Raw genomic sequence first — 21,945 nt, forward strand, 5'->3', positions numbered from 1 at the left:
AGCGTTGCAAAAGTCGCAAAAGCAGGCTCTGCTTGCGCCCATCTGCTTCCTTGCTGGCCCTGATCTGGCCTCTAGCAGGTCAGTAGGAGCAGTAGAAGTAGATATCACACAAGCCCCACCCCCTGAAGGAGGCACGGTGGGCTCCCGTTAATTGACCCATTGATTAACCCGTTAATTAGATTGCTCGGTGCTGGCTGAACGCAGGTGCTGGATGCCATTGAGCGCGAATTTAACTAAAAAGCGTCGCTCCACCTGGTCAGCATTCTGCCAGCCTCGATACATCTCCTGCATACGGTCGTTGCTGCAGCGAAGCGTGATCTGCTCGGCCCAAGCTAAGAGATTATTCTCAGCATTAATCAAGAGATCTTCCTGCACTGGATCGCCCCAGCGCTGCTGCCATTCGCGCAGAGCTTGCAGATATGCTTGCTGTTCGAGCGAATAGTTCATGTCCTTGGCTCCAGGCTCAGCCGATAGATGCTGCACTCTAGGGTTGGCTGGTTAGATCCTAGTGCCCATTCGCTGGTTGGGAACGCTACCAAACGGCTTTAATGCAGGCTTAAAGCAACATGACAGCGATGACACAGCGGCGACACTGAGATAATACTGCGGGGCAATCGGGACCAAGAGGCCTTATACCATGCCGCTTGCAGAACCAAGTCGAGACTTATTCTGAGCAGGAGAATTGCTCCCGTAAGCGCTCTAAACCCGCCCGCAGTTGCTCCAGCTCTTCTAAACTGAGACGACCAAAGCGCTCTTTGAGATAGGCAACGTGCAGAGGAAAGACTTCTGCAAATACTCGTTCTCCCTCTGCGGTGAGCACAATCCGGAAGCAGCGACGGTTATCAGCAGGAACTTCGCGGCGGACCAGCCCCTTCTCTTCTAAGCGGTCGACAATGCCGGTCAGCGTCCCCTTAGTCACCAAGGTTCTCTCAGCCAGCTTGTTCATGGTCATACCCTCTGTATTGCCTAGGGTAGCAACCACGTCGAACTGGGGTGAGGTCAGCCCTAACTGACGGACGTGAGCAACAGTGCAATTAGCGAAAGCCTGATAGGTTCGGACCAACTCCCGCATAGTCGGGATGAACGGTTCTTCAGCTGCGGCTTGAGCTGCACTTTGGTCAATAATCTCTGAATCTTGTATGGTGTCTTCTACAGTTTTCATGACGGGTTCTCTAGGATTAGGACTCATACTTCATCATATTGATGCTTGGTAGAACTGATTCTGGAGATACAGTCTTAGTTCAAACCGAGCCTAAGTACGACCTCACACTATCTCAGCGGCTTGAAGGATACAGCTAGCTATAACCCACGAACCCCTGGCCTAAGCGGTGAATATCGAACTTCCCTTATGTTAGCATAAATACTGTTCGCGTCAAAACTGTCTGACTTTCTGATACCTAAGATGCTGCTGCCCCTCAGTAAAGCAGCCTAGACTTTGGGCAGGGCAGCCAGATGTGTCCTAACAGGCTATTAGTACGTTCCCCAGTACGTGATTGACTGGCTCATGCAATTCAGTCCCCTCATTCAAAGATACGAGGCAGACCTAGCTCGGCGCCAATTGCGCGGTGATCGCATCGGTCAGGCAATGGTCCTGTATCTGCTTGGGCAAGCCTATGCTGAGCAGCAGGCTTGGGACGAGGCAATCGAGTGCTACCGAACTAGCCAGCTCCTCTGTCAGAATTTGGGCGATCGTCAGGGAGAAGGGCTGGCCTTGCATAGCCTGGGAGTGGCTTATGCCAAGCAGGGTTGTTGGTCAGAGGCCGGTCAGAGCTTTGAAGATAGCCTAGCGATTCAGCGAGAATTAAAGGACCCTGACAGTGAATGGCTGAATCTGGTGAATCTGGGCAAAGTCTACCTACAGCAGGGTCTGCCCGCCAAGGCCATAAGCTGCTGGCAAGCGGCTCTCCTGCTTCTACCCCCGGATACCCTGGAGCATCAACAGGTCAGTCATTGGATTGCAGCGGTAGATAGCGGCAACAAATCCTAAATTTAGAGCCACGGGACAGATGGCTTTGGCCCAAGGCTGTGGCACTGGTAGAGATAGCGCGATAATTCCTGCCGCGGCCTGCCCCTATGCAAAACTCAGTCAGCCTCAAATTCAAAATACTGTCAACCCTAACCGTTGCCATCGGTGCCGGCATCACGGGCTGGAGCCTAACCAAAACTCTACGTCCTTCTGATCTTCAAGCGGCGCTCCAGGGCGAGCGGCCTGCCTTGGAAGCGGTGCTGGCCAATGGTGTGATTGGCACCACTTCGTTACTAGGGGGAACTGTTTTGACAGCGCTGGCCTTGGGCAGTCTACACGGTCTTACTCATCCACCAGAGTTGTATAAGCCTGAAGCCACCGTGCAGCCATTCGATTTGGGCATTACTGATCTCGAATGGGCTCAACTAGCGGGGACTAGTCAGGAAGCCTCTGATTTCTTCCTTTGCTTGCGCAGAAGAGGAATCCGTCCCGATCTAGCCTTGAGCTGGGCTTTGTCAGTCGCGACTGGAGAGGCTAGTCAAGACTAATTCAGAGGCTCATGCTCAGACCCATTCCCAGACTAATTGCGATCTCCAACCTTCACTGCTTCTGAATTAGCCACAAGTCTGGTTCCATAGATTAGCTGGACGTGCAGAATTTGAGGGGCCTACCATGAACCGAAGGTTGGGGTTGGTAATTGCGATTGCGCTGATGAGTGGCGGTTGCAGTACGGTCTGGGCCTCCCGCGCTCGGCCAACAGCAATCGAGGCGAGGATTTCTGCGCCAGCTGCTCCAGCCGCAAATCAGGTGCCACCTGAGGTCAGGCGGTTGCGAGCCAAGATTATTATTCCTGCTACTGACCCGCAAGCCCGTCTAAAAGCGATGGTCCCAGGTGTTCGCTCCGGTCGGGTTGATCCCTTCGCACCGATTCCCGGTCAGCCAATCCCTAGGCAGCAACCGGTCCAAGCCGTGGAAGCCACCCAAGTAGCAGCCGGTACAATCAGTAGCCTGCCACCGATTCCACCGCCCCCGCCACTGCTACCTGCGGCTCCATCGTCCCCAGCGCCGCTAGGTGCCCCAAGGGTGGGCGCGGTGGCAATTCCCAGAACAGCTGTGCCTGTTCCTCCCCCTATCCAGTCGCCGCTTCAGCCGCCGGTTCAAGCGCCAAGCCGTCTGTCTTCAGGCATCCTAGTGACGGGGATTATGCAATTGGCCTCCAATGAACTGTCCGCCCTGATCAAGGCCCCTCAGGAGGCAATGACTCAGGTGAAGCTAGGCGACCGGCTGTACGGTGGCAAAGTAACAGTCAAAGGCTTTGATCTCAGTGGTCCCGTGCCTATTGTGACCTTTGAGGAGGCGGGGGTTGTCGTGCGTCGTGGCGTCGGGCAACAAGCAGAGGGAGCTGCGCCAGCAACCGTGGCAGATCGCTAAGTAGATCTCCTTAAAATTGACTCTCAGTAATTGACTCTCAATAGGGTCGAAGCGTTCGGACGGTAGCTCTCAGCCTGTTGAGTTCTTGCCCAAAGGCTTCGACCCTGCTTCTGTTTTTTACGGCAATAATTAAGCAGATCGCCTGCTTTTCTTGCGCTCTTCTTACCAAACTCAAAGTCTAAAGAACGTTTCAAAATTGGCAGAACCATTGGTCGCTAAAGCTGTGAACCAATAGGGTCTCATTCAGTATTTAGAGACAAACGGGTGCATTCAAAATAGCAGCAACTTGCGCCGCACCCCTTCCATACAGACAGCAACACGGGAGTTGGTGCTGTTCTCGTCGATTAGGTCTACGTCCAGTTTTTCTTTGAGACGTTGTACATAATTCTGGGCCGTTTTTTTGCTGACATGCAGCCGGTCAGCAATGGCCTGATCAGTCAAGCAATCTTTGCACAGCAACACTAGCACTTCTAGTTCCCGCTCAGTGAGGCGAGTCATGCGCCGCAGTTCTTTGGGCACACGCAGCTCGCCGTTGAGCGCGCTACGAGCTCCTTCTAGAAAGAGCGTACGGCGCTCCATTTTGTTGACCGCAGCAAAACCGCCTGCATGGTTGCTAATACGTTCTACTAAGGGGGCAAGCAACAGGGGTTCGCTGGAGTACACCATCACGTTCAGGCTAGGGTACTGCTCGAAAATGCGCCTGAGCAGGTCAAGGCCAGGTTCGGCTGACTGCTCGCCACTCGTTTGGCCAAAGAGCAGATCGACCACGACTAGGTCAGCGGTTTCCAGCGTTAGCCAATCCAGGGCCTGTTCCGGTGTTTCGAGCTTGATGCAACGGGCCTGCGCTTCCAACCGTTGCAACCAATCACAGTTGTTTTGGGCAACCTCTGGGTGGTCTTCAACGACTAAAAAACGGGGTTGAGCAACGGTCATGGATGGAGTGAAACAGTAATTTTAGTTGAGTGGTGGCGAGTCTTGAGCCAGAGGCGACAGAGACGAATGCCCAACGGTCGTGCCATCAAGTTGGGGCTGACCAGTAGTAGTCGGGGGGGTTACCCGGTAATAAGTGAGCTTGGCATCTGGACCCAAAACCACCACATCCCCTGCTTGCAAGTCGCAGGAGCTAACCCTTTGGTTCCGCACCATCAAGCCATTGGCGCTGGGACGGCCCTCCAAGTCACCATCGATCAGCCGATAGCGATATTGGCCCCGCTCGGCTTCCGGCAGCCTCAACAGCAGAGCATGTTGGCGCGAGACAAACTGCGACCGCACTTGGATATCACTTGAGGGGTCGCGGCCCAAAGTGTACTTAGCCCTTTGGAGCAAAAATTCGCGGCTGCCTGCCGAATCTTCCACGATCAGGAGGTGCTTCTGCGGTGCAGCGTTGGCCATAGGAACCTTTAGGTCGAGGCGTCCAGCCGCAGGGTCCAGATCAGCTCCGTACGCATACCGCCTCCAGCTAGGGGTAAGCGGCGCCAGAAGCCATCCGGCAACTCAGCAGCTATGGTGTTCATCACCTTAGTACCATAGCCGCTTCGCGACGGTTTGCCGACCGCAACACTGCCGTCATTATCAATAGTCAGAGTGCAGCGGCTGCCTTTTTGCTGCAAACTCACGAGAACCTGGGTAGCGCTGCCATGCGGCGCCTGGGCATGGCGGATTACATTGGTGATGCTCTCACGGAAAAACCGGAAGATGTCTTCGCGGGCGTCGATCCAGGCGCTATCTGAGGGCGGCTCCCGGAGGGGCTGTAGTTCTTGAATGACCTGCAGGCTTAGCTCGCCTGAATCTACAAGCTTTTGCAGCTCTGCCTGAATGCCTCGATGTAGGCCCTCGCGCAGCTCCGGTGTAACGCCCAATTTGGTTGCCAAATTACGGGCGTTGTTCAGTTCGTTGCGGATGCCCCGACCGATGCGCTCCAACTTGTCCAGGATTGGATTCACCTCTAGGTTGGGGTGATCTAATTGCAAGGTTTCGACCAGATCCATCACCAGTTTGAGATCCTGGAGCTGCCGGTCATGGATATCAGTGGCAACTCGGTAGAGCAGTTTACGGGCTTGGTAGCGCACGGCTTCCCGCTCTGCTAATTGCAACCGTTCGAGTTCACGTTGCTGCGCCTGCATTTGCTGCCGTTGCTGCCAGAGCAGTAGACACAGCGCCACACTCAGGCCGGTGCCAATCCAGGCCAAGACGGGTAGCGCCATCGGCACGAACAGGCCTTGCCTAAAGGCGACTAGACCAAGGCCAAAGTAGCCGAGACCTAGGGCAGCGCTGAGCCAACTGCCGCGCCAGGGCTGCCAGCCGCCTTTGTCCCGGCTAGACATAACCAGCCCAGCCACTAGCAAGGCTCCTACCAGGGTGATCAAAGCTTGTAGGCTAGCGGGAACGGTTTGATAGGCTGAGTCAGTGAGCAGGGTCGCCAGCAGGTTTGCCTCCACCTCTAGCGCAGGCATCGCTGTTCCAAAGGGAGTCTGTAGAGGGAAGGCCTCTGGGTAGCCACCGCTAAAGCCAACCAGTACGATCTTGCCCTGCACTCGCTGCGTCAGCTCGGGCTGAGCGGGTCCCACACACTGATCACCCGGCACCGGCGGACAGATCGCTTCAATGGCAATGCTGGCAAAGCTGCCGGTTGGCCCCCAAAAGTTCAGGCGCACCCCAAGCGGCTCAGCTTTAAACGGCGTCTGTCCGAACTTGGCCTGCCCGAACTTAGCCTGTTTAAACTTAGTGAGAGCTAGAGCCGCCGCCGAGGCAAACGATTGTCGTTGGAGGTTGTCGTTGCGAATGAAGGTGCCAGTGACCTGGGTGGAGCGAACTGTGTTATCCCCATCCGGCGTCAGGGCGACAAATCCCTGCACTGCTTCCGGCGGCACTTGATACTGGGCTGCGGCGGTAAAAGGCAGAAAGTGGTTGTAAATGGGCAGTTCTGAGTCGGGCAAACTGTAGGTTCGACTCGCATAAGCGGCCAAAACCAGTTGGTCGCCATGAGTGCTAACCACCTGTCGCAGCGGCGTATCGAGGTCTTCGTTACCGACTGATTGCGGAAATACGAAGCCACTGGGCAGGTTTAGGACAACAACTTGAGCCCCAGCCCCCAGGAGGCGCTGTGTCAGGCGGGCGTAGCTAGCTCGGTCTGGAAAGAAATCAGGACCGGCCTGAGTCGCAGTGGCAACTTGAGCGGGGGAGGCTTGAACTGGGGCTTGAGACTGAACAGTCTTCTGGCCGTCAATACTAACCAGGACTAACTCGGTGGGGGGCGTTTGGGGACCGCGCAGGCGCATTAGGGCATCCTGGAGACCCAACTCCCAAAAGCGAACTGGGGTCAATGGCAGAAGCAGGCCAAACACCAGTCCCCAACCGAGGCCCAAGCCAAGCGCGACAGTCTGTTGCGGGGGACGGCGAACGAAGGCCAGGTAATCCATCCTGTCGGGCCTATTGGGGACGAAGACGATAGTAAATAATTTGGTTCCCCTGGTACAAAGTCACCCGCAATTCGTTGCCAGATTGCTCGAAGCGCCAAGTGCCAGAGCCAGTACGGACTGAGCCATTGAGGCCAGTGGCGCTGGCGGTCGCTGACTCGGGTTGAACTTGCCCCTCTAAGGGGGGGCCTGAGCGCGAACGAACCCGCTTGCCGTCAACTTCTAACCGCAACTCCACCGAACCACCCTGGCCAGAGCCACTGGTGATTTGGCCAGAACCGGCCCAGGTCTGTCCAGCTAGGGCAGGCAAACTCAGAACACAACTGATCAGAGCTGCCTGACTCATGATCGCGGCCCACTTTAAAGAAAATGCCATAGACGCTTCAACACACTCACCACACGGGGAACTGAAAGAAAGCCAAACCAATAGGACAAGCTAACAAGTCCAAATTTCAGCCTAGCCGAGAGGCTCTTCAGCAGGGGTACGCTAAAGCGCAAACTTTGGTGGGCAAACCAGAACGTGAGCTTGAGTCAAAGGGAGCCCCAACGGCATAGGCTCAGTGCCTATTCTGAGAACATGCAATCGAAACCGAGGCAATCACAAAGCTCAAACAAGCAGGAACAGCAGTTCACCTCAGCAATTTGCTTAAACCAATTCGCTCAGGTAATTCGCTTAAATCGCTTGCCCAAGCTGAGTAACCAGATTGCAGTTCGATTGAGACCCAAACTTCAACGGAGACTCTTCACGATGTCTATTCGCTCTTACGCTCGTCTTCTGACCCTAGCTGTAGCAACAACCGTGATCGGTCTATCTGCTGGCATTGCTCAGGCCGGTGACGTTGACGGCTCCAGCCAGAGCGCAACAGCCGTTCAGTCCTCGAATCAGTCCCAGTACACCGAGGGCTATGGCAATACCCAAACCGGTGTGAATGTTCAGAATGTTCTGCAACAACAACAGGGCGTGAACGTTGGCCGCAACCGGGGTCCTCGCGTGAACACCCAAAATTCCACCGCTGTTCAGCTCAATCAGCAAGCACAAGAAGCAATCGGCGAGGGTAATGTACAAACCAGCGTGAACCAGGCCACGGTCGTTCAGAATCAGCAGCAAATTCGCGCTAACCGTCGCGGTCACCGTCGCATCAACCACTAAGTTTGGTTGATTAAAAAGCCTGCTCGGAGGAAGGGCATTCGTCTCCCCTAGTCCCTTCCTCCCTTCCTAATGTTTGCTTCTTTCAGGTGAGGAAATCCTATGCAGCATGCTAGGTGGAAAACCGTTCTAAACAGCCTTTTGGGGGTGGGAGCCCTCAGTTTACTGGCGAATCCCAGTTGGGCTGGACAGATCAATGTTGCCCCGACCATTCAAACTCAAGTTGGTATTCAAAACGCCAACCAAGTTCAAGTCGGTGGCACCGCACCGCGGGGGGGCATTGACCAGCAGATGAACCAGGGACAATCGGCTCAGCCTGCTAGAGGCAGCGGCAACCGCGTTCAGACCCAGATCGATCTGCAGAATGCGCAACAGGTTCAGGTGGGCAATCGGCGCACGCAGCAGGGCAATATTCAGCAGCGTGTGAATCAACGCCAGCAAGCAAATTCGCCCCGCTCTGGTTCTGCTACTGCCTCTGGGGAATATATCCCTGACATCACGGTGGATCCAACCATTCAAACTCAGGTCAGGTCGCAAACTGCAACCCAAACCCATGTTCCGGGTCCTGACCTAGCTCGCTAATTGTTGGCTCATTCTTTCCTTCCTTTGGAGTTGATCAAGATGAAATTTGCTCACGCATTTGGTGCCACTCTACTGAGTGTGACCTCTCTGATGATGGGCCTGTCTCCTGCTCAAGCGGGTGACAAGATTCAGATCTACGCTAACCCTCAGCAAACTGCAGTGCAAAATAGCACTCAGGGCCAAACTGCCGCGGGCAGTGGCGGGGCCAATACCCAAACAGCTGTCAATCAGCAGGGTATTCAGCAGAACCAGAGCGTCAATATCTATATCCCCGAAAACTACGACGGCAAGGTTCAAGTTCGGGATGCCAATCGGGGCCGCCAAGGTCATCAAAATCAGCCTAACCGGGGTAACCGTCGTGGCAACCGTCACTAAGTTTTAAGGCTTACCCTCCTGCAATCAGGGTCAGTGACATCAGGAGGGTTTTCTTGCAATCGTTCATGAGGAGGGAGGCCAATGCGCTCCATCATCGTTATTGGCTTATGTGTGGGGTCCGTCTATCTGTTGCAGCCGTTTGCCGCTCAGGCACAAACGATTGCTCAAACTTCAGTGCAGACTGACGGTCGGGGCGGAGTGTGGGTAAATAACGGAAGTACGAACGTCCGCGTTCAGAATGGCAGAACGAACGTTCAAATCAACCAGAATCAAAACAGTGGCTCGAATACTTACAGCAACTCGTCGAGCAACTCATCCAGCTATCAACGCTCTCGCAATCTTTCCAGCGCATCGAGTTCCAGCGCTTCTAGCTACCAAGAGTCCAGCCTGTCCCTGGATCGCTATGACTTGCGCCAACCTATTCGTTTAGAAGTGCAAAGTTCAGGCCGTCGTCCTCAAGGACGCATCGTGGTGAATGGCCGGACGGTTGCCTATTTGAGCCAACCAACGACTGCGATTTACCTCAATCGTTGGCTGGGCAGTGGTACGCAGCGAATTGATATCTTGGGCACAGATAGCCGCTCGGCTCGCAACTCGCTGAATGTCAGAGTAAAAGTTGGCCCAGATACGGTGATTAGCCAGCAGACTCAGGGCAATTATTCTTTTAGACAGACCCTATGGGTTGATGTGGACAACTAACGCAAGCCGCCAGCTTGCGCGTAGGACAAGGGCGCTTTGATCAAGTCATTTTCCTTAAAGCGGCCAAATCGGAATAGCCGCAATTGTGCCACTTGACCATCCCGCTCTCCCAAAATAAAGCGGCTCATCAGATCCCCAACCACAGGGCTGAGTTTGTAACCATGACCGCTAAAACCTACGGCGCAATATAGACCAGGTACATGGTCTAAGTGATCCAGGATCGGTTGATAATCGGGTGTGACTCCCCAGATTCCTGAGTAAGTTTCGACAATCGGAGCCTGTTGGAAGCTAGGACAACGTTGTCCTAGCTTTTTGTATAGGTTTTCGCAAATCTCTGGAAAGATTTGCCCCTGAAATTCATCCGCATCTTCAAGTGCAAACTGTTGATGATATTTAGGGTTTGAGTTGCCAATGCGAGTGTAGGGCTGGTCTGGATCGGAACGGGAATAGGCAAGGTTTACCAAGTCAGAAATCACTGGATGATGCTGTGCAAATGCGGTCGGACGCTCAACCACCACCACATGCTCAACCACGGGCTTGACTGGAAACTCCAAACCCAGGTGCTCCGTGAATTTCTTGGCCCAAGGACCGACACAATCAACTACCGTCCGCGTGACAATGTCACCGGCTGGCGTGCTGACTCCTTGTACCCGACCTTCTAGATCCAATTTGATTTCTAGAACTGGTGTTTGCGTGCACAGCTCGACGCCTAGTTCTGCCGCTCGTCGGGCCAAAGCCAGAGTCGTTTGCGGGGGGCTACCGTAACCAGAATCTGGCTCATGGGCAACAGCGGCAACATCATCAACTGCTAGTTGGGGGACTAGGGCTTGAACTGCTTTTGGGTCAACCAAACTGACATTGATGCCCATACGCTGGTGCATGGTGACAATGCGTTCTAGGGTTTCGGTCTCTGATTCTGGTACCAGCACAAAATAGCCACAGGGATTGAAGCCGCTTTCGTGGCCACCAAATCTTTCCTTAAATTCATGAAAGGTGCGTAAGGATTGTTGGGCCAATTCTGCTAGCACTGGGTGGGTGTAGTGCGTGCGAATAATACCAATCCCTTTACCGGATGCGCCACTCGCCAGCTCTCGCCGTTCGAGCAGGATGATTTTGCCTGCTTTGCGCTCCGCCAAATGCAACGCGACAGAAGCTCCAATAGAGCCTCCGCCAACGACCACAATGTCTGCCGTTTCGGTCATAGATGTCACCTCTGAATTGAAATGGAGCTAGGCTGTTGCGCCAGAAACGTTGAGCAGTGGCGAGGCAGCTAAAGCGTCCTTGCAATAATTTGCCAGGAAGGGTGTGCGATGGCCATCTTGAGTCCACAGGATTGGGAAAAAGTCTTCGTCCATGTGGGTGCTGCCAGAGCGCTGATAGCGCCCGTAAATATAGCCAGCTCCAGTGGGTTGAAACTGGGTTTCGGCGCTGAGCAGATGCACGCTTAAGCTGCGCCGTACCCGATCAGGGCTGGTATTTTTACCGGAGCCATGCCAGACTCTGCCGTGATGAAAAACGCAGCCGCCTGCTGGAATTTCAACCAGTATGATGTCTGGAGTGCTAATGCCAAATTCGGTAGCAGCTACGCGCATTGACGCTCGATAGTCTTGGTTGGGCGCGTGAAATTCAACCATCTGCTGGGAGAGCGGCCAACGGTGTGAGCCTGGAACGTACTCGATCGTGCCAGCCTCAGCACTGGTGTTGTCTAGAGCAATCCAACAGGTCAGCATTTCCGGTGGATTGAGATAGCCAATGTAAGTCGCATCCTGGTGCAAAGACACTTCTTTGGCACCTGATGGCTTCACCCAGAGGCTATCCTGGCCAATTCGGGCACCCCGCCAGCCTGCCAAGGTTGCACTGAGCCGGGCAATTTCAGCAGAGAGGGCCACACTAGCAATGGTCAGATCACTCTTCCAGGCATTGCATATTTGCCGAGTCGCATTTGGCAGGCTAAGACCGGGACGCCAGTGCCATTCATCAGGATAAATTCCGGTTTCGAACTGGCCTGAAAATAAAGGATCAAGTCTATCGACTAATTGAGTAACTTGATCGGCATCAATTAGTTTCTCAAGAACTAGAAACCCATCTTCTTCGAAACGGTGGATCTGCTCCTGAGTGAGCTGTATTGGCTCGTAAACCATCCCACTGCCCCCTGATTAATACCACTTCAAGAACAGCTTCTAAAGCAGGTTATTAACCGCTCTAAAAATCGCTGACCGGAGTAAATGTTCGGTTATTATAACAAGTCGATCTTGACAAAATGTATCTTTGCCTACCGTTTGCTTCCACCTGAGCCAAGGGTTTCTAAATATTTCTTAAGGATGCTGGAAAAGTTACCGGGGGAGTTATCAAGATTTACCCGTGGCTTGCCAAAGACCTAACTTGAGAATTCAAGTTGAGAGCCTAGCCAAAAACCTGACTGAGAACTTTGAGAGCAAAAGCTCGTGTTGCCAAGCCGGTGTTGGTGAGGCGGTGTTGCCAAAAGCGCATGAATGGGTTAACTATTGCTTCAAATAGATTGCTTCAAATAGAAGACTGTAGCTATGAATTTAAACACCGTCACTCCTGGTTGCCTAACCTTTGCAACCTGTAGTTTTGATACGCGTCCGATGGCCTACCTGGACGGTGATGCTCGGCTGGGCTACGAGCCAGATATTGCCCGTGCCGTCTGTGCGAGATTGGGTCTGAAGCCAGTTTGGATCGATATGCCCTGGGCCGATTTTTATCCGACTCTGGCAGCCAAACAGTGTGATGCGATTTGGTTTAATCAGGCCATCACCGAAGATCGACTGGCTCGGGCTGATTTCACTAGGCCCTACGGCTTGTTTGACGAGTCGGTAATTGTCAAGCAAGATAGCCCAGTTCATACACCTCAAGATTTAGCCGGTCTACGCGTTGGAGCCCTGGTTGCCAGTACTAACCAACGCTTGGCAGAGAGCTATGGCGATGTACAAATTGTCACTTTTCCAGGGAGCGACAACGTTTTAGCAGAGATGTTGGATGCGCTACGGGCCGGTACGATCGACGCCTTGGTTGATGATGAACTGGTGCTGGTTACTGCTGAACAAGAAGACCCCAGTTTGCGCATTGCCTTTACAGAACCGACGCGAATTCCCTACGGCATCGCCGTGCGTAAGGGCGATGCCGAACTGCTGGAAGCCCTAAACTATACTTTAGAATCCTTGATTGCAGAAGGCACTCTGCCGCAACTCTGGGCACATTGGATTCCGTATAAAGCCTTTCCCTTCTAGTCTCCGACACACATCTTTGACACATAAGGTTTTGGCGACTCAAGCTACGACGCAGCTAGCATCAAGTAGCTGTTGATACAAAGTCGTCATAACAAGTTTGATTTACTCGTGCAAAAGCCTTTGGGGGCAGTGGCAATGACTGGAACCTTAGCTCGAAGTGCGGTTCTCAGCGATTTAGAAGTGTATGTTACTGCTGAGGGACGAGCCGAACTGGTTAAGCAGGTCCGTGCAAAAATCGATGAACTAGGTATTAAATACATTTACTACCAATTTGTCTCGGTCACGGGCCGAATTGTTGGTAAAGGAATTCCATCTGACCATTGGGAAGTTACGGCAGAACGTGGCTTCCAATTGGTTTATGGCTCAACAGCTAACCTATTTATTGATCGCCATCGCAACTACATTGGCTATGGTCCAGAAGCCTCGGAGTTAGTGGGTATTCCGGACCCAGAAACATTTTGCCAGTTGCCTTGGGATAAGCGAGTTGCTCGTGTCTTTTGCGTCTGTTTTCGAAATCGCGAGGAAAAGGTCAATCCAGGCGGCCATTTAACTTCTGATTGCCGGGGTAACTTAAAAATTATCCACGACCAATTTAAGACTGAGCACAACGGTTTGCATCTGCGTCACGGTTGTGAACCGGAAATGATGTGGCTGAAGAAAGGGCCAGATGGCAAACCTGCCGGTGGCGCAACCCATCCCTATTGCTATCACATCGATCAATTTGAAGAACTGCGTCCAGTCTTCATGCGGGTGATCGAATATTCCCAGGCGATGGGGCTTGACATGATCCAGGGCGATCATGAAGATGCACCGGGGCAGCTAGAGCTGAATTTCATGTTTGATGATGCCTTACGCACTTGCGACCGGCTCACAACCTATCGCCAAATTTGTGCTCAAGTTGCGCGTGAATTTAATTTGATTGCCTGTTTTATGACCAAGCCCTTTATGGGCGTTTCTGCTTCGGGTTGTCACCATAATCTGTCATTGTGGCGGGGCGGTAGTGAGGTTCTCAATGAGCTACACAATGACCCTTTACCAGGCATGGCGGGTACGTTCAGCTATCTCAAAGGAGGCGAGAATACTTTCTTGCCGGATGGAGAAGTCAAACGCAAACCTGGTCCCATTGGCTTAAATTGCATCGGTGGCGTGATTGAGCATTTGGGAGCGCTGACTGCAATTGGTTGCTCAACGGTCAATTCTTACCGTCGCCTCTGGGACACTGGCTACTGGGCTCCCGTTTATGCGGATTGGGGCTACCAGAATCGTACCTGCGGGCTACGAGTTTCGGCACCGGGTCGCTTTGAATATCGGGCAGTTGATTCGATGGTTAATCCCTACTTGATGGCATCAGCGCTGTTGAAAGCGTTTGATGATGGCATCAAGCGAAACCTCGATCCAGGAGAACCAGAGGAGCGCAATATCTACGAGGCGATGGAGGCGGGCAAGCAAGTTAAAAAGCTGCCAATGTCTTTGGGTGAGTCTTTGGAGCGCCTAGCTGCCGATGAGGTGATTAAATCGGCATTGCCAGAGGAAATGTATCAGGTTTACAACTGGTACAAGCGAGATGAGTGGGAGAAATTTCTGGCTACGGTCACAGATTGGGATACCGAAACTTATCTGGATTGTCTGCCTTAATTAGTCCTGCCTTGATCAATCTAGAAAGGGCAGTTTGAAGATTTGAACCTGCCCTCAACACTCAACTAGGTTGTTGATTAAACCTCTCTAGAGACACACCTATGAAGAGGACAAGCGGTCTCCTCACAGGTGTACCTCTAGAGAGGCGTTGGGCTGTCTCTGTTTCCTTACGGTTGGAGTATCGCTGGTGAGTAAGCTAGCGAATCACTCAAGCACCTGGCTGAACGGAACGGAGCAAGGCAGATGAATGCGGAAGAACTTAGACAACGCTACGCGGCGGGCGAGCGAGACTTTAGCGTAGCTGACCTCAGGCAAGCAACGATGGAAGGCATCGATCTCAGTGGGGCTGTCCTGCATGGCGCGATGTTAGACGGGGCAAATTTGCGGCGGGCAAAGCTCAGGGAGGCTAATTTGAGCGGAGCTGCCCTTAAAGATGCAGATTTGACCCAGGCTGATTTGAGTGGGGCTGATTTGAGCGATGCCATTCTGGATGGAGCAGTTTTAGAAGGGGCGAACCTTGAGGGTGCGATTTTAGATCAGGCAGATTTGAAGGCGGCTAATCTCGCAAGGGCTGCTCTGACCCACGCCGATCTGACGGATGCAGATTTGGAGGCGGCAGATTTGAGTGGGGCTGATTTAGAAACTGCCGATTTGCAAGAGGCAAACCTGAGCCAAGCTGAGTTGGAACGGGCCAATTTGGAAGGAGCCAACTTGAAAGGTGCAAAGCTAGAGGAGGCCAATTTGGATGGCACAGTTTTAGAGGGAGAAGACAGCACCCTGATAAGTTAAGTAGAGGCGCACAGATGTTGCCGAATTAACGGTGAGCTAGCTTTCTGATTAAGAGGATAAGTGTTTGCAGAAGCTGAGAGTAAAGCTGATCTTACTAAATAGAGAAACAGCTTTACTCTCGACTCCAGAGTATTAATTTAATTAATAACTCGTTAGCACAAAATTTCGCATCGCCTTTGAGGCTTTGTGAAATTTTGTGTAGTTGCTGATCGCAATATATTAGACGTGATACAGTTCTAGCGGCTAAGGTCTAGCGGCTAAGGTGTTGAGTAATAAGCCACTCCATTCCAGTCATTATCTGTGAACTGGTTTGAGTGAGGATAACCATGGCAGGCTCTTACAAAATGTTGGCCATTAGTTTGTAGTTCCTTTTCTTTTCTCTTAATGGTGTGTCCCCCATCCCTTTAGCAAGGGTTGAGGGAGTGATGTGTTCCTTGATGCGACTTCGTTTCATCTGCTGTATTTAGATCTCTCAAGGAGCAAAACCATGTGGAATCCCATCAAAGCTGCAAGAACTTTAGTAATCGGCACAGTGCTATCTGCTGCGATTGCGGTAGATGCTTCCACCGCTGAAGCTTTTTCCTTAATTCAGAAGGACTTGTTCTTCGGACGTAACATCTCCGGAGGCGGACAGGTCTCTGAAGATGAATTCCAAACCTTCGTAGACAGCGTTATCACGCCTCGCTTCCCCGCGGGACTGACCATTTTTGATGCTGATGGACAGTTCCTTGACAACACAGGCACCATCATTCAGGAGCCATCAAAAGTGGTCACTCTTTTTGTTGAGGATACGCCTTATAGCGAGGCTGAGATCAGCGAAATTGTCGCAGCGTATCTTCAGCAGTTCAACCAGGAAAGCGTCCTCCAAGTAACTAACGAAGACGAATTTAAAGTTGGTTTTGGTGCGGGTGAAAATCTGATTGAAAATGATCCTATACCAGAATTTATTAGGACAGATTTGTTCTTTGGACAGAATATACCGGGTGATGGCGTGGTTTCTGAGGCGCAGTTTCAAGCTTTTGTGGATAGCATCATCACTCCCCGTTTCCCAGCCGGATTAACCATCTTCGATGCGGATGGACAGTTTAGAGATAGCACTGGCAATATCATTGAAGAATCCTCCAAGGTGGTCAGTCTTTTCCTAGAAGACACTGTAGAAAACGAGACTAGTATTGATCAGATCGTTGAAGCGTACATCCAGCAGTTCAACCAGGAAAGCGTTTTATTAGCGATCAATGAAGAAATAGCCGTTGGATTTGGCGCCGGTGAAAATTTAATTGACAATGACCCTACTCCAGAGTTTATACAGACAGACTTGTTTTTTGGACGGAATATACCGGGTGATGGTGTGGTTTCTGAGGCGCAGTTTCAAGCTTTTGTGGACAGCAGCATCACTCCCCGTTTTCCAGCTGGATTAACTATCTTTGATGCGGACGGACAGTTCAGAGATAGCACTGGCAATATCATTGAAGAATCCTCCAAGGTGGTCAGGCTCCTTCTAGAAGACACGGTGGCTAATGAAACTGCCATTGATGAAATTATTGGAGCGTATATTCAACAATTCAATCAGGAGAGTGTATTACTGTCTGTTGATGAGGATGTAGAGGTTGCCTTCGATGCTGGATCGCCAGCCGAAGCTGTCCCCGAGCCTGCGGCTATCTGGGGATTGCTAGCGTCTGGTGCTATAGGCGTACTGGTACGTAAGAGGAAATTGAAGACTTCCTGAAGCGATTAAAAAGTGGGTCGGGCTCGCCTGTGGCGAAAAGGTTATACCAAAAGCGAGATTACTGCTTAAGGACTTGCCATACCACGTCGGAATGCGGAGATTACCGCTTGAGTCCGATCGCTCACCCCTAACTTGCTCAAAATTCGATTGATGTGGAACTTCACGGTTCCTTCTGTCACTTGCAAGGAGCGGCTAATGTCTTGATTGGATTGCCCTTTCGCCATCAAGCCAAGCACTTCCCGTTCGCGTTCGGTCAGGCTGGGCGTATCCATTCGCTCCATCAGCTTTACGCCCACAACTGAAGGTATCCACTTTTTTCCAGCATGTACGGCGTGGATCGCCTCAACTAGTTCGCGACAGGGAACACCTTTGAGCAGGTAGCCTCTGGCTCCAGCATGGAGTCCTCGATAGATATCTTCGTCGCCATCGTAGGTAGTCAAGACAATGATTCGGGCCTCTGGAAATTCTTCCCGAATCGTGGTGATCGCGGTTACCCCATCCATCTCCGGCATTCGCAGATCCATGAGGGTTACATCTGGCTGATGCGTGCGGAAGCAATCAACTGCTTCTTGTCCGGTGCCAGCCTCCGCAACCGATTCCAAACCGGTCTGATGGTTGAGTAATGCAAACAAGCCGGCGCGGACAATCGGATGATCATCCGCAACTAACACACGGATGGGTTGGGATGAGGTCATGCGTTGCCCCCAGTAAGAGCGATTGGGACTTGCACAAAGATTTCCGTGCCGTCTCCGGGATGACTGCAAATGGAGCATTGAGCGTTGAGCCGTTTTGCTCGCTGCTGCATACTCAGCAAACCAAAGCCACCAGAATCGCTTTGTTGAGAGGGAGCAAAGCCTTTGCCATCATCCTGAATCCGCAGCATCAGTTGGTGAGGTTGATAGTGCAGTTCTACTAAGATCATACCCGCCTCAGCATGACGCAGCGTGTTGTTGACGGCCTCTTGGGTAATGCGAAGCAGGTTCATTCCTACCTCTGGTGATACGGAGTAAGGGATGCCCTGAATGTCCATTTCGGCTTGCAGAGCAGTACCTTTGGTGAATTGAGCCAGCGATCGCCGCAGCACTGCCACCAAGTCTTGATATTGGGCAGCATCGGGTTGCAATGCCCAAACCGATCGCCGCGCTTCAGCTAAACCTGTTTTGGCCAATTGGCTAGCATAGCTAATTGCTTGACAGGCTGCGGTTGAGGTATTGGGGTCAAGCACTTTGGCTAGATCAAGTTGAATTGAAATCGCAGTAAACGATTGGGCAAGGGTGTCATGAATATCGCGGGCAATACGGTTACGTTCTTCGACAATTGCCGCTTGTTTGGCTTCTTCTGCCAGGTGAGTCAGTTGAATTGCGAGAGCGGCTTGTTGAGCTAACGCATACAACAACTCGCTTCCTTGTTCTTTAATCGGTTCAGTGTGAGTAAATGCCAGTCCTAAATGACCTAAGAAACTGCCTCCTGCATATAAAGGAACGCCGATGACCGCTTGATGATCGTGTTGGTGATGATACTCAATTGAGCCTTGCCAAAATAGGTGTGCTTCCTGCTCCAGATTGAAGTAGCGAGGTTTGCGGGTTTCCTGAAGAACCTTGACAAATCCAGCGGCATCGACTGGCATCTCCATTGCCAGGGTTGAAACAGGAATATGGTCTTGCTCAACATGGGCAACCGCCCGTAGAACTTGGCGCTGCTCATCCAATACTGTCAGCATCCCGGCATCAGCACCGAGTTGAGCAATCGCTTCGAGCGTGATGTGGCTCAAAAAGGCGGAGAGATCAGGCTGGTCTGCCAAACGTTCTGAGGCACGGGCCAGCGCTTCATTCGCTTTTGCCAATTCAGTTGCGCGTTCTTGGGCCGCTTTTTCTTGTTCGCGAGCGATCGCAGTTTGTTTGGCTTCTTCGGCCAGTCGAGTGAGTTGAATTGCTAGAGCCGCTTGATTGGCTAGTGCCTGCAATAATTCAGTGCCTTGCTCATTCAGTATTTTTTTGTCGGTGAAGGCAAGCCCAAAATGTCCTAAAAACTCATCTCCGATAAAAAGTGGAATAGCAACCCCAACTAAGTGATTGTGTCGTTTGTGGTGTTCTCCGACCTCCTGCCAAAGTAGGTGAGCATCTTGTTCAAAGTGTGACTCTAAATCAAAGTATCTGAGCTTACGAGTTTCACGAATCAACTGGATAAAACCAACCTCGGAAATTGGCATATCAGGCGGAAAATCTGGACTTGCAACCACCTTTCCCTGCTCAACCAGCACGGCTGTAGAAATTATCTGCCGCTGTTGGTCGTAGATTGTGAGATGTCCACCGTCAGCTTCTAATTGGGCAACGGCTTCTAGCATAATGTGACCCAGAAAGGCAGCTAGGTCGGGTTGCTCAGCAAGCCGCGATGAGGTGCGAGAGAGAGCTTCATTCGCTTTTGCCAGTTCCGCTGCCCGTTCTTGTTCAGCTTGCAGCAAGGCATCCTGCACTCGCCGTAGCTCTGTAACATCACAATCAGCTCCTCGATAGCCTGAAAAGTTGCCTTCCAGGTCAAACATAGGAGTGCCGCTAGTCTCAAAAATCACTTCGTTGCCATCTTTGGCCAGATTGTGATTTTTCAATCTGCTAAAGGATTGGCGTTTAGCTGCAATGTTAGAAAATGTCGTCAATACCTGCGCTGCTTCGTCACGGGGCATGAAGTCAAACGGGGTTTTACCCAACATTTCGTTAGGGCTGTAGCCTAAAATTTTGGACACCTTTTCATCAACAAAGGTGTAAATGCCATTAGCATCGACTTCCCAAGCCCAGTCGCTCATTGTATTGAGCAGGTCTTGAAGTCGCTGCTTGCTTTGTTGCAATTCAGTGTTAATTCGTTCAAGTTCTGCGGCACGTTTTTGAGCAGCTTGCTCTTGCTCACAGGCGATTGCTGCTTGTTTAGATTCGTCAGCCAAACGGGTTAACTCAAGTGCGAGGGTTAATTGCTGGGCGAGGGCAGCCACAGTCTCGCCCACGGCGTTACTAGGGAGGCGATCTTCACGCAAGGCGATCCCTGCGAAGCCGATAACCTCGCCTCGCAGACGCAATGGAGCATGCCAGATAATGCAATGTCTGTGTCGTTGATGATAGGCATAAGCTTCTGGAAAGACCTCGTGCAGATTCTCAACTCGGATGCTGGGTGTCTCGCCACGGGCAAGCGTAGAAAAGATGCCATCAACATCGCTTGAGGAAAATTCAACGTAACGAGACAAGTAGGGATCACTGGCCAGTTCTTCTGGCGAGAGTAAATGACCGTCCTCGACAACGGCAGCAGGAGCAAATTTCAGACTACCCGGTATCCGCAGCATGACCGCAGCAGCGTCGGCACCAACCGTTTCGGTCGCCTCAATGAGAAAAGCACTGACTAGTGTTTCCAGCCGCGTATCAGATGCCATCCGTTCAACACTTCGTCGCAGGGTCTCATTGGCTTTTGCCAATTCTGCTGCCCGCTCGTGAGCGGCTTTTTCTTGCTCACGAGCGATGGCCGCTTCCACCGCCCGGTTGCGAGCTTGGGTAGATAATCGGCTTGCTTGCATGGCTAAGGCAAGCTGTTTGGCAAGTGCCTCAGACAGTCTGAGCTCTGATTCTGAAAATGGCTGGCTCGCCTCACGATAGATTACCAGCGCACCGTCAGCTTTTCCATCTACTACAAGGGGTTGGTTCATTTCTAGAGGCCAGCCCTGTGAAACCGCAAAGGTATGAAAATCCGGCACAGTGTCAGCACAACGGTGATCAATGATCACTGGACGGGTACGGTTGCGGACGGTTGTGCCCTTCAGATGCTCCAACGGTACAGTGAAGCCGTTGGCAAGCCGACGCAGTACCTGATACTGCTGTGGGTCGAGCAGTTGTAGCTCTAGTGGATTTAATACTCTGCCTTTGCTAAACCAGTAGCGCAAATAGACTACTTCGTCCTGGTTGTGCTCGTAGTAACCGCAACTCGTTGTCTTAAAGGTTCGCGCTACGATCGTGAGCACCGCAGGAATAAAGTCTTCAAAGTTATTTAGGGAGCCGAGGGTATCGATCGTCTGCTGCAATGCTTTGCTAGATATGGCTAGTTCGGCGGCGCGTTCTTGAGCAACTTTTTCTTGTTGGCGAGCGCTTGCTTCTCTACGAGCAGTTTCGCAAACGGCAATTTTTGCATCTGCTGCCTCCTGTGTTGCTGTCGCTAGCTGCCTGTGCAGTTGCGCTTGTTCCTGCTGCAACTGGATCAATTGCGCTCGCAGGTGTTCATTCTCTTGCTGGAGAGCAGAGACCTGCTGAGCCAAATCGATGGGAGGTGCCATAGTGCCGAAGGAGAGCAGGACCGGTTGCTATTATCGCAATCTTCTCAACCCATTTAACTGAAAACGATGGTTAAACGATCACTGGCAGGCATTTGTTCAGCAAAACCTATCGCAACTTCAGCCGCGTCCCAAATTTTAGTTGAGGTCTTGCCTTTATCTCTAGGTCAAGACGAAAGCAAGCCTCGGTATAGAGACAAATCGGCATAAATCTAAAAGACTAAATAGCAGCGTATGGAGATGCCGATGTCCAAACTACTCACACTCCATTGAAAACTAGAAATTAGTAGTGACGAGTAGGGATATTAACCTCTGCCCTATTTTTCTGACCTATTCTAGGGCCATTCTTTTAGTTCCTGTTCGACAATGCGACCACATTCAAGGGTCTGCATCAGGTTAACTAAGATCTGTAGGTGCAAAATGCTTGTTTAGACATTCGTAGGCGGTATTGGTTGGTTGCGATGATAATCGGTGCAGTGGGTGGAATCAGCGTCCTCTAAATGCTCACAAGCAAGATTCCGGCGGAGGCTCATTTGTTTGCAGGATTGAGATTGCTGGCTCAGTCTTGTAGTTTTCAGGAGTGACTAGCGAGAGTTTGTTGCAGGCGAACTAGAAAAGGCTAGGC

At 51.8% G+C, this 21,945-nt stretch carries 21 protein-coding genes; 11 read left to right on the forward strand and 10 right to left on the reverse strand.

Annotated elements, in window-relative coordinates; genetic code table 11:
* Positions 1-171 precede the first annotated feature (171 nt).
* Both H6F94_RS17515 and H6F94_RS17520 read right to left on the reverse strand, forming a co-directional pair.
* Positions 172-447, reverse strand: coding sequence for a hypothetical protein (locus H6F94_RS17515; RefSeq protein ID WP_190803522.1), 276 nt, complete (start codon positions 445-447; stop codon positions 172-174).
* A 217-nt stretch (positions 448-664) separates the two neighbouring features.
* The gene (locus tag H6F94_RS17520) at positions 665-1,162 is read right to left on the reverse strand and encodes a MarR family winged helix-turn-helix transcriptional regulator (RefSeq protein WP_190803523.1); all 498 of its coding nucleotides are present in this window, start codon (positions 1,160-1,162) and stop codon (positions 665-667) included.
* A 342-nt stretch (positions 1,163-1,504) separates the two neighbouring features.
* Here H6F94_RS17520 and H6F94_RS17525 point away from each other — a divergent pair, with 342 nt between their 5' ends.
* The 3 genes from H6F94_RS17525 (at position 1,505) to H6F94_RS17535 (ending at position 3,397) form a co-directional block, all read left to right on the forward strand.
* Positions 1,505-1,987 (forward strand): tetratricopeptide repeat protein, encoded by a 483-nt coding sequence (locus H6F94_RS17525; RefSeq protein ID WP_190803524.1) that lies wholly within the window; start codon positions 1,505-1,507, stop codon positions 1,985-1,987.
* A gap of 86 nt (positions 1,988-2,073) precedes the next feature.
* Positions 2,074-2,514: a hypothetical protein gene (locus H6F94_RS17530; RefSeq protein WP_190803525.1), complete on the forward strand. Its 441-nt coding sequence runs from the start codon at positions 2,074-2,076 to the stop codon at positions 2,512-2,514.
* A gap of 124 nt (positions 2,515-2,638) precedes the next feature.
* Positions 2,639-3,397 (forward strand): hypothetical protein, encoded by a 759-nt coding sequence (locus H6F94_RS17535; protein ID WP_190803526.1) that lies wholly within the window; start codon positions 2,639-2,641, stop codon positions 3,395-3,397.
* A 270-nt stretch (positions 3,398-3,667) separates the two neighbouring features.
* On the opposite strand, the gene H6F94_RS17540 is transcribed toward H6F94_RS17535, so the two are convergent.
* The 4 genes from H6F94_RS17540 to H6F94_RS17555 are packed head-to-tail and all read right to left on the reverse strand — an operon-like array spanning position 3,668 to position 7,189.
* A complete protein-coding gene (locus H6F94_RS17540; RefSeq protein ID WP_190803527.1) occupies positions 3,668-4,330 on the reverse strand; it encodes a response regulator transcription factor in 663 nt (220 codons plus the stop codon).
* A 21-nt stretch (positions 4,331-4,351) separates the two neighbouring features.
* Entirely contained in the window at positions 4,352-4,789 is a 438-nt protein-coding gene (locus H6F94_RS17545) for an FHA domain-containing protein (RefSeq protein ID WP_190803528.1), read from the reverse strand.
* A gap of 8 nt (positions 4,790-4,797) precedes the next feature.
* Positions 4,798-6,816: a sensor histidine kinase gene (locus tag H6F94_RS17550; protein WP_190803529.1), complete on the reverse strand. Its 2,019-nt coding sequence runs from the start codon at positions 6,814-6,816 to the stop codon at positions 4,798-4,800.
* A gap of 10 nt (positions 6,817-6,826) precedes the next feature.
* Positions 6,827-7,189 carry a hypothetical protein gene (locus H6F94_RS17555; RefSeq protein ID WP_190803530.1) on the reverse strand — a complete coding sequence of 121 codons (363 nt, stop codon included), beginning with the start codon at positions 7,187-7,189 and terminating at the stop codon, positions 6,827-6,829.
* A gap of 372 nt (positions 7,190-7,561) precedes the next feature.
* On the opposite strand from H6F94_RS17555, the gene H6F94_RS17560 reads away from it, so the two are divergent.
* The 4 genes from H6F94_RS17560 to H6F94_RS17575 all read left to right on the forward strand — a co-directional run bounded on the left by H6F94_RS17560 (position 7,562) and on the right by H6F94_RS17575 (position 9,616).
* On the forward strand, positions 7,562-7,963 hold the full coding sequence (locus H6F94_RS17560; RefSeq protein WP_190803531.1) for a hypothetical protein: 402 nt from the start codon (positions 7,562-7,564) through the stop codon (positions 7,961-7,963).
* Positions 7,964-8,062: 99 nt separating this feature from the next.
* Positions 8,063-8,542, forward strand: coding sequence for a hypothetical protein (locus H6F94_RS17565; RefSeq protein ID WP_190803532.1), 480 nt, complete (start codon positions 8,063-8,065; stop codon positions 8,540-8,542).
* Positions 8,543-8,581: 39 nt separating this feature from the next.
* Entirely contained in the window at positions 8,582-8,917 is a 336-nt protein-coding gene (locus H6F94_RS17570) for a hypothetical protein (protein ID WP_190803533.1), read from the forward strand.
* Between the two features lie 81 nt (positions 8,918-8,998).
* Positions 8,999-9,616, forward strand: a complete 618-nt coding sequence (locus H6F94_RS17575) for a hypothetical protein (protein WP_190803534.1) — start codon at positions 8,999-9,001, stop codon at positions 9,614-9,616.
* Here H6F94_RS17575 and H6F94_RS17580 read toward each other — a convergent pair.
* Both H6F94_RS17580 and H6F94_RS17585 read right to left on the reverse strand, forming a co-directional pair.
* Positions 9,613-10,818 carry an NAD(P)/FAD-dependent oxidoreductase gene (locus tag H6F94_RS17580; protein ID WP_190803535.1) on the reverse strand — a complete coding sequence of 402 codons (1,206 nt, stop codon included), beginning with the start codon at positions 10,816-10,818 and terminating at the stop codon, positions 9,613-9,615. The genes H6F94_RS17575 and H6F94_RS17580 overlap by 4 nt on opposite strands.
* 27 nt (positions 10,819-10,845) lie before the next feature.
* Positions 10,846-11,757 (reverse strand): phytanoyl-CoA dioxygenase family protein, encoded by a 912-nt coding sequence (locus H6F94_RS17585; protein WP_190803536.1) that lies wholly within the window; start codon positions 11,755-11,757, stop codon positions 10,846-10,848.
* A gap of 402 nt (positions 11,758-12,159) precedes the next feature.
* Between H6F94_RS17585 and H6F94_RS17590 the strand changes: the two genes are divergently transcribed.
* The 4 genes from H6F94_RS17590 (at position 12,160) to H6F94_RS17605 (ending at position 17,017) form a co-directional block, all read left to right on the forward strand.
* Complete coding sequence (locus H6F94_RS17590) at positions 12,160-12,867, forward strand: substrate-binding periplasmic protein (protein ID WP_190803537.1); 708 nt, start codon at positions 12,160-12,162, stop codon at positions 12,865-12,867.
* A 135-nt stretch (positions 12,868-13,002) separates the two neighbouring features.
* A complete protein-coding gene (locus H6F94_RS17595; RefSeq protein WP_190803538.1) occupies positions 13,003-14,502 on the forward strand; it encodes a glutamine synthetase family protein in 1,500 nt (499 codons plus the stop codon).
* 243 nt (positions 14,503-14,745) lie between these two features.
* Positions 14,746-15,291: a pentapeptide repeat-containing protein gene (locus H6F94_RS17600; RefSeq protein WP_190803539.1), complete on the forward strand. Its 546-nt coding sequence runs from the start codon at positions 14,746-14,748 to the stop codon at positions 15,289-15,291.
* A 487-nt stretch (positions 15,292-15,778) separates the two neighbouring features.
* The gene (locus H6F94_RS17605) at positions 15,779-17,017 is read left to right on the forward strand and encodes a DUF3574 domain-containing protein (protein WP_190803540.1); all 1,239 of its coding nucleotides are present in this window, start codon (positions 15,779-15,781) and stop codon (positions 17,015-17,017) included.
* Positions 17,018-17,082: 65 nt separating this feature from the next.
* On the opposite strand, the gene H6F94_RS17610 is transcribed toward H6F94_RS17605, so the two are convergent.
* Positions 17,083-17,712, reverse strand: coding sequence for a response regulator (locus H6F94_RS17610; protein WP_190803541.1), 630 nt, complete (start codon positions 17,710-17,712; stop codon positions 17,083-17,085).
* Positions 17,709-21,323: a GAF domain-containing protein gene (locus H6F94_RS17615; protein ID WP_190803542.1), complete on the reverse strand. Its 3,615-nt coding sequence runs from the start codon at positions 21,321-21,323 to the stop codon at positions 17,709-17,711. The genes H6F94_RS17610 and H6F94_RS17615 overlap by 4 nt, the downstream gene beginning before the upstream one ends.
* Between the last annotated feature and the right edge of the window lie 622 nt (positions 21,324-21,945).

This window comes from Leptolyngbya sp. FACHB-261 (assembly GCF_014696065.1).
GTDB lineage: Bacteria > Cyanobacteriota > Cyanobacteriia > FACHB-261 > FACHB-261 > FACHB-261.

Excerpts from the sequence above, each read along its gene's own strand:
- H6F94_RS17585 (WP_190803536.1), bottom strand. The coding sequence starts at position 11,757 with ATGGTTTACGAGCCAATACAGCTCACTCAGGAGCAGATCCACCGTTTC.
- H6F94_RS17525 (WP_190803524.1), top strand. The coding sequence starts at position 1,505 with ATGCAATTCAGTCCCCTCATTCAAAGATACGAGGCAGACCTAGCTCGG.
- H6F94_RS17605 (WP_190803540.1), top strand. The coding sequence starts at position 15,779 with ATGTGGAATCCCATCAAAGCTGCAAGAACTTTAGTAATCGGCACAGTG.
- H6F94_RS17570 (WP_190803533.1), top strand. The coding sequence starts at position 8,582 with ATGAAATTTGCTCACGCATTTGGTGCCACTCTACTGAGTGTGACCTCT.
- H6F94_RS17560 (WP_190803531.1), top strand. The coding sequence starts at position 7,562 with ATGTCTATTCGCTCTTACGCTCGTCTTCTGACCCTAGCTGTAGCAACA.
- H6F94_RS17545 (WP_190803528.1), bottom strand. The coding sequence starts at position 4,789 with ATGGCCAACGCTGCACCGCAGAAGCACCTCCTGATCGTGGAAGATTCG.
- H6F94_RS17520 (WP_190803523.1), bottom strand. The coding sequence starts at position 1,162 with ATGAAAACTGTAGAAGACACCATACAAGATTCAGAGATTATTGACCAA.
- H6F94_RS17530 (WP_190803525.1), top strand. The coding sequence starts at position 2,074 with ATGCAAAACTCAGTCAGCCTCAAATTCAAAATACTGTCAACCCTAACC.
- H6F94_RS17580 (WP_190803535.1), bottom strand. The coding sequence starts at position 10,818 with ATGACCGAAACGGCAGACATTGTGGTCGTTGGCGGAGGCTCTATTGGA.
- H6F94_RS17575 (WP_190803534.1), top strand. The coding sequence starts at position 8,999 with ATGCGCTCCATCATCGTTATTGGCTTATGTGTGGGGTCCGTCTATCTG.
- H6F94_RS17565 (WP_190803532.1), top strand. The coding sequence starts at position 8,063 with ATGCAGCATGCTAGGTGGAAAACCGTTCTAAACAGCCTTTTGGGGGTG.
- H6F94_RS17615 (WP_190803542.1), bottom strand. The coding sequence starts at position 21,323 with ATGGCACCTCCCATCGATTTGGCTCAGCAGGTCTCTGCTCTCCAGCAA.
- H6F94_RS17540 (WP_190803527.1), bottom strand. The coding sequence starts at position 4,330 with ATGACCGTTGCTCAACCCCGTTTTTTAGTCGTTGAAGACCACCCAGAG.
- H6F94_RS17590 (WP_190803537.1), top strand. The coding sequence starts at position 12,160 with ATGAATTTAAACACCGTCACTCCTGGTTGCCTAACCTTTGCAACCTGT.
- H6F94_RS17535 (WP_190803526.1), top strand. The coding sequence starts at position 2,639 with ATGAACCGAAGGTTGGGGTTGGTAATTGCGATTGCGCTGATGAGTGGC.
- H6F94_RS17595 (WP_190803538.1), top strand. The coding sequence starts at position 13,003 with ATGACTGGAACCTTAGCTCGAAGTGCGGTTCTCAGCGATTTAGAAGTG.
- H6F94_RS17610 (WP_190803541.1), bottom strand. The coding sequence starts at position 17,712 with ATGACCTCATCCCAACCCATCCGTGTGTTAGTTGCGGATGATCATCCG.
- H6F94_RS17555 (WP_190803530.1), bottom strand. The coding sequence starts at position 7,189 with ATGGCATTTTCTTTAAAGTGGGCCGCGATCATGAGTCAGGCAGCTCTG.
- H6F94_RS17600 (WP_190803539.1), top strand. The coding sequence starts at position 14,746 with ATGAATGCGGAAGAACTTAGACAACGCTACGCGGCGGGCGAGCGAGAC.
- H6F94_RS17550 (WP_190803529.1), bottom strand. The coding sequence starts at position 6,816 with ATGGATTACCTGGCCTTCGTTCGCCGTCCCCCGCAACAGACTGTCGCG.
- H6F94_RS17515 (WP_190803522.1), bottom strand. The coding sequence starts at position 447 with ATGAACTATTCGCTCGAACAGCAAGCATATCTGCAAGCTCTGCGCGAA.